Genomic DNA, 5,776 nt, shown 5'->3' on the forward strand with positions numbered 1-5,776 from the left:
GCCGCGGGCCACGTGGTCGCGGCCAGGGCGGTGGCCTCCGAGCAGAGGACCTGCCCACCGTGGGCGGCCGCGGCGACGCGGGCCGCCCGGTGGACCTCGGGGCTCACGTACTCGTTGTCGCCGGGCCGCGCCCAGCCCGTGTGCAGTCCGATGCGGACCCGCGGGCGGGCGTCCGGGCTCGGCCAGTCGTGAGCCGAGAGTGCACGCTGCGCAGCGACGGCCGCCGCGACGGCCGACGACGCGTCGCCGAAAGCCACAAAGAATGAATCACCCTCAGTGAACAGCGCGTGTCCACCGAAGTTACTCAGCGCAGCGCGCACCACCCGTCGATGTGCGCCGAGGACTGCGCCGTACGTGTCGCCGAGCATCCGGGCCAGGCGAGTTGAGCCCTCGATGTCGGTGAACATAAAGGTCACCAGCCCACTCGGCAGCTCGGTCCGACCCGACACGGTTGAAACCCTCCGCCCTTGGGAAGTCGACTTGGATGCTCTCTCACTGTATTGGGTTAGCACCATCGCATAAACGGTCGGTAACCGTCTTCCCGCCACGGCCGACCCCATACGAGCGACGCGCACAAGTCATCGACGATTACGCACGGCACTACGCGTGACGTAACGAGGCGGTTCAGATCCGGTTGCGCGGCACGCGGATCGATCCGCCACCCGTCGAACCCCCGCGCGCGGCCGTCACCACCAGCCATCACGTCCCAAGCCAACATCAAGTCCGCTCCCGGGCGTCGCCCCGGGAGTGCGTCCCCCCACTTTCGACAGCCGTCAGTGACTGCCGCATCACCGCCGGCCACGACTCTTGCCCGGTCGTGGTCCAGTCGTCGTGTCCGGTCGGCCGGGCGCGGCCACGCCACATCCGGCCAGCACCGGCGCGGCGCTGAACTTCACCCCTCCGGGCAGCCCCCTCGACTGCCGACCCTGATGCGTAGCGGAAACGCGCAGCCGCATCCAGCACGCAGCTGCGATCAATTTCGCAATCGGCTCGTCAGCAGCCGCAGGCGCCGCCGCAACAGCCGCCGCCTGCCGGAGAGCGCGGCGCCGAGGCGCCGTCGCGGCCGGTCACCGCGACCGTAGACAGGAGCTTGACGGTGTCGGTGTGCCCCTGCGGGCACGACGCCGGCGCGGAGGCCTCGGCCATCGGACGGCTGACCTCGAAGGTGTCGCCACAGGCGCGGCAGCGGTAGTCATAGCGGGGCATGTAGAAGAGATTAGGCCTCCCGCTACGACAGAACGGGGACCCATGTGGCTCGCGGCTGCCGGGTAGTGTCGGGCGGGTGGCGGAGTCGAACCAGAACCCACCGGAGCGGCCCTCGGATCAGGCTGCGCCGGAGGTCCGGCCGTCCGCGCCACACCGGGGCGGCCCGCTCGGAAGCTCCGGCGCCGCACCCCTGCCGGAGACACCCGCAGCAGACGCCGAGCCGGTCGCCGAGCCGGCCCCCAAGGCCGAGCCGGAGGCCGCGCCGGTCGCCAAGGCAGAGCCGGTTGCCAAGGTCGAGCCGCAGAAGGCAGAGCCGGTAGAGCCGGTAGAGAAGGCGCAGCCGGTCGAGAAGGCCGAAGCTCAGCCCACCACCAAGCCCGAGCCGGTCACCAAGGCTGAAGCGACGCCCGCACCCGTGGCGGCAAAGGAGCAGCCGCCCACGAAGGCCGAACCGGCGAACAAGGACGGGGGTGACAAAAAGGCCGTCGAGACCCAGATCGACCTCGACAAGCCGGTCGTCGTCACGACCACCACGTCCACCGGCCGCCGTGTCACCCGCGTCCTGCGCCACGCCAACCCCATCAAGGCGGCCCGCACCACCCAGGCGTGGGCGAAGAAGCCCAGTGGACGCCTGCTCGTCCCCGCGATCGCGGCAGTCCTGCTCATCGCCGTCGCGGGCACGGCCGGCGCTTACCTCGTACCCAAAGCCCTGAAGTCCGGACCGGCACCCAGCGCGCGCCCGGGCTTCCCGCTCGACCAGGCAGCCGGCGGCCCGTCCGTGCCGCCTCCCGGGCCGGTCAACGGCGCGGGCGGCCCCTCCGGGCCTTCGGTCGTCCCGCCCGCCTTCCCGGGCAACAACAACGGCGCCCGGCCCGCGGACGCCCTGAACGGGTGGGCGCAGGGCGTCGGCACCCGCGTCGGCATCCCGGTGGTCGCGGTTCAGGCCTACGGGTACGCCGAGCTGGTCGCCGCCCGCACCGCCCCCGGATGCCACCTGAGCTGGACCACCGTGGCCGCCATCGCCAAGGTCGAGTCGGCGCACGGCAGCGCGAACGGCGCGGTGCTCGGCACGGACGGCTCGGTGCAGCCGCCGATCTACGGCCTGCCGCTGGACGGCAAGGGTGGCCGCCAGCTGATCGCCGACACCGATCAGGGGACGATCGACGGGGACAGCCAGTTTGACCGGGCGGTCGGCCCGCTCCAGTTCATTCCGGCGACCTGGAAGCAGATGCAGGTCGACGCCGACAACAGCGGCTCCTCAGACCCCAACGACATCGACGACGCCGCCCTGGCCGCCGGGCTGTACCTCTGCCAGGGTGGCCGTGACCTCGCCAAGGCCGACTCCTGGTGGGACGCGATCCTGTCCTACAACGCGGTGCGGCCGTACGCGCAGAAGGTGTTCGACGCGGCCAACGACTATGGCCAGCGCAGCCGGGTTTGACGACGCATCGTGACGGCGCCAATACAAATGCGCAACTTGCACTTCCGGTGGGAGCCGCGAAACGGCAAGCTGTACGGGTGAGGGTGCGCGAATGGGATCCGCTCGCGGCGACCGACAGTGAGATCCAGTCGCTGGTGGAGACGGTGAACGCGGTCCTGGCTGTCGACCTGCCGGATGATCCACCATGGCGCGACGTCCAGGTCAGGGACTATCTGGCCGAGACGATGCCGGGCGAGCGCCGGATCAGCTGGGTGGCCGAGGACGATCGGCTGGCCGAGGGCGACAGCGGCATCTTCGCGCATGTCAACCTGCTGCTGCTCGGCGACATCGGCGTGCTCGAGGTGCTGGTGCACCCCCGGCTGCGTCGTCGCGGGCTGGGTCGCGAGCTGGTGGCGGTCGCGGCGCGGCGGGCCTATCTCGAGGGCTTCTCGTCGATCGGGGTCGAGGCGATCGGCAGCACGCCCGCGATCGCGTTCTACGAGTCGCTCGGGTTCGAGAAGGAGTTCGTCGAGATCCGCAGCGTCCTCATGCTGTCCAAGGTGGACTGGGAGGCGCTGGGCGAGATGGCCGGCGGGATCAGTGCCGGCTATCGCGTGGAGTTCCACCCCGGTGGGGTGCCGGACGATCTGATCGAGGCGTACGCGCAGGCCAAGATGGAGGCGCAGGCCGAGGACAACGATACCGACCTGGCACCGCGCAGCTCCGATCCGCAGCGGTTGAAGGACAGCGTGGCCACCCTGCACCGCCGCGGCCTGAAGCCGTACATCGTGGTGGCCATCCACGAGCAGAGCGGCGCGGTCGCGGGTCTCACCGAGGTGGTCGTGCCGGCCCAGCACCCGGAGCGCGCCGACCAGTACGACACCATCGTGGTGCGCGACCACCGCGGCTACGGCATCGACCGGGCGATCAAGGCGCGCATGCTCTTCGAGCTCCGGGCCGCCGAGCCGGACCTGCTCGAGGTGCAGACGTGGAACGCGCAGCACAACGAGTCGATGCTCAAAGTCAACGCGGATTTGGGCTTCCAGTCGGACCGTGACTGGTATGAATACACCGCCGACGTTGCGCAACTGGTACAGAGCCTCGAACCCACGGATTGACCTGGGGCTTTAGGGTCGGCGTACCCCTAGTTTGCTCCGCTGTGGAGGCTTCGTGCGATACCGCCGCATATTGCCCTTGATCACTGCGCCGATCCTGGCCGCCGCCCTCCTACCGGGGGTCGCGCACGCCGAGGCCGAGCCACTCACGGTCGGCGGGGTGCAGGGCACCGGCGTCCGGTCGCCGCTCGCGCCGGTCTCCGGCAACGGCACCAGCAGCGCCCTCTACGACGTCCGTGGCGTGATCACGCAGAAGACGCTGGCCCGCACGGCGGCCGGCGCCAGCCAGTATGGCTTCTTCCTGCAGAGCCGGCTGGGGACCGAGGACGGCGACCCGGCCACGTCGGACGGCATCTTCGTCTTCATGAGCGGCTTCACGTCGCTGATCGGCGGTTACGTGCCGACGGTCGGCGACGAGGTGGTGATCCGGGCACGCGTCTCCGAGTACTTCTTCTTCACCGAGCTGTCGAGCGCGTCGCTGGTCACCAAGCTGGCGTCGGACGTCCCCGCCGCCGAGTGGGCGGTCACCGACGCGGCTCCGCCGGTCTCGCTGACCGAGGCGAACGCCTTTTGGGAGCGGCACGAGGGCGAGCAGATGCGGGTACGCGCGGGCAGCCAGGCGGTGTCCGGCCGCGACGTGTTCAGCAGTACGGCCGATGCCGAGATCTACCTCCTCGACCGCGACGACCCGCTGCTCGACCGCGCCGACCCGTACGCGCGCCGGGTGTTCCGCGACGCGCACCCCCTGGACGACGTGCCGGGCCGCGTCGACAACGGCAACGGCAACCGGGTCCTGGTCGGCCCGATGGGTCTCAAGGCGGCGGCCGGCGACAGCTCCGTGCTGCTCCCGCCGGCGACGACCTTCGACCGGGTGACCGCCGACGCGGTGGGCGGCCTCTACTACGCCTTCCAGAAGTACGGGATCCAGGTGTCCTCGCTGGCGTTCGCGCCGGGCACCGATCCGTCGAGGAACAGCCCGCCCTCGCCGGCCCACCGCTGGTCGGAGTTCGCGGTGTCCACGTACAACGTGGAGAACCTCTACGACTTCCGGGACGACCCGTTCGACGGCTGCGACTTCCTCGGCAACACCGGCTGTCCCGGGGTGAGCCCGCCGTTCGACTACGTCCCGGAGTCCGAGGCCTCCTACGTCCGCAAGCTGGCGGACCTGGCCGACCAGATCGTCACCAAGATGCACGCGCCCGACCTGATCCTCGCCCAGGAGGCCGAGGACCAGGACATCTGCTCGGTGGCCGACGGCAAGCTGGCCTGCGGCACGACGAACAACGCGGACGGCAAGCCGGACTCGCTGCAGGACCTGGCGCTGACCGTCCGGGCGGCGGGCGGCCCCGCGTACGACGCCGCATTCGACCGGTCCGGCGCCGACGCCCGCGGCATCGTGGCGGCGTTCCTCTACCGCACCGACCGTGTCTCGCTGCCCGCCGCGTCGGCGACCGACCCGGTCCTCGGTGCGACCCCGGCGGTCGCCTACCGCGGCACCCCGCTCCCGCAGAACACCGACGTCTCCAACCCGAAGACGCTCAACGCCGTGCTGCCGGCCGACGTCGACCGGTCCACCGGCGTGGACGGCCCGAACGTGTTCACCCGCGCGCCGCAGGTCGGCCTCTTCACCGTGCGCGCGGCGCCCGGCTCGGCCGAGACGTTCCCGGTGTGGGCGATCAGCAACCACTACTCGTCGGGCCCGGACAGCCGGGTCGGCCAGCGTCGCGAGCAGGCCGCGTACGGCGCGGCGATCACGACGGCGATCCAGCAGGCCTCTCCGCACGCGCGGATCGCGTACGGCGGCGACCTGAACGTCTTCCCGCGCCCCGACGACCCGGTGCCGGCCAACCCGGGCGACCAGCTCGCCCCGCTCTACAACGCCGGCTTGCAGAACCTGTGGGACGACCTCGTGGCGGAGGTGCCGCAGTCGGCGTATTCGTACGTCTTCACGGGCCAGGCGCAGACGCTGGACCAGCTCTTCGTCAACAAGGCGCTGCACGACGACCTGGTGCAGATCCGGGCCGCACACATCAAC

Annotated in this window: 4 protein-coding genes and 1 pseudogene; 3 read left to right on the forward strand and 2 right to left on the reverse strand. The window is 70.8% G+C overall.

What is annotated here, in order from left to right:
- Both AB0M20_RS23545 and AB0M20_RS23550 read right to left on the reverse strand, forming a co-directional pair.
- The coding region (locus AB0M20_RS23545; RefSeq protein WP_364301506.1) for an adenylate/guanylate cyclase domain-containing protein at window positions 1–407 on the reverse strand (407 nt) is incomplete at its 3' end.
- 586 nt (window positions 408–993) lie between these two features.
- A complete protein-coding gene (locus AB0M20_RS23550; protein WP_364301500.1) occupies window positions 994–1,206 on the reverse strand; it encodes a zinc ribbon domain-containing protein in 213 nt (70 codons plus the stop codon).
- A gap of 76 nt (window positions 1,207–1,282) precedes the next feature.
- Between AB0M20_RS23550 and AB0M20_RS23555 the strand changes: the two genes are divergently transcribed.
- The 3 genes and pseudogenes from AB0M20_RS23555 to AB0M20_RS23565 all read left to right on the forward strand — a co-directional run.
- Window positions 1,283–2,647, forward strand: coding sequence for a murein transglycosylase (locus AB0M20_RS23555; protein ID WP_364301502.1), 1,365 nt, complete (start codon window positions 1,283–1,285; stop codon window positions 2,645–2,647).
- Window positions 2,648–2,724: 77 nt separating this feature from the next.
- A complete protein-coding gene (locus AB0M20_RS23560) occupies window positions 2,725–3,744 on the forward strand; it encodes a GNAT family N-acetyltransferase (protein ID WP_364301504.1) in 1,020 nt (339 codons plus the stop codon).
- Window positions 3,745–3,919: 175 nt separating this feature from the next.
- Window positions 3,920–5,776: pseudogene (locus tag AB0M20_RS23565) on the forward strand (endonuclease); the annotation flags it as partial.

Origin of the sequence: Actinoplanes sp. NPDC051633, assembly GCF_040681735.1 — a bacterium.
Lineage (GTDB): Bacteria > Actinomycetota > Actinomycetes > Mycobacteriales > Micromonosporaceae > Actinoplanes.

What these genes read in the sequence shown, in the direction of transcription:
- AB0M20_RS23550 (WP_364301500.1), bottom strand. Translation starts at nt 1,206, where the DNA reads ATGCCCCGCTATGACTACCGCTGCCGCGCCTGTGGCGACACCTTCGAG.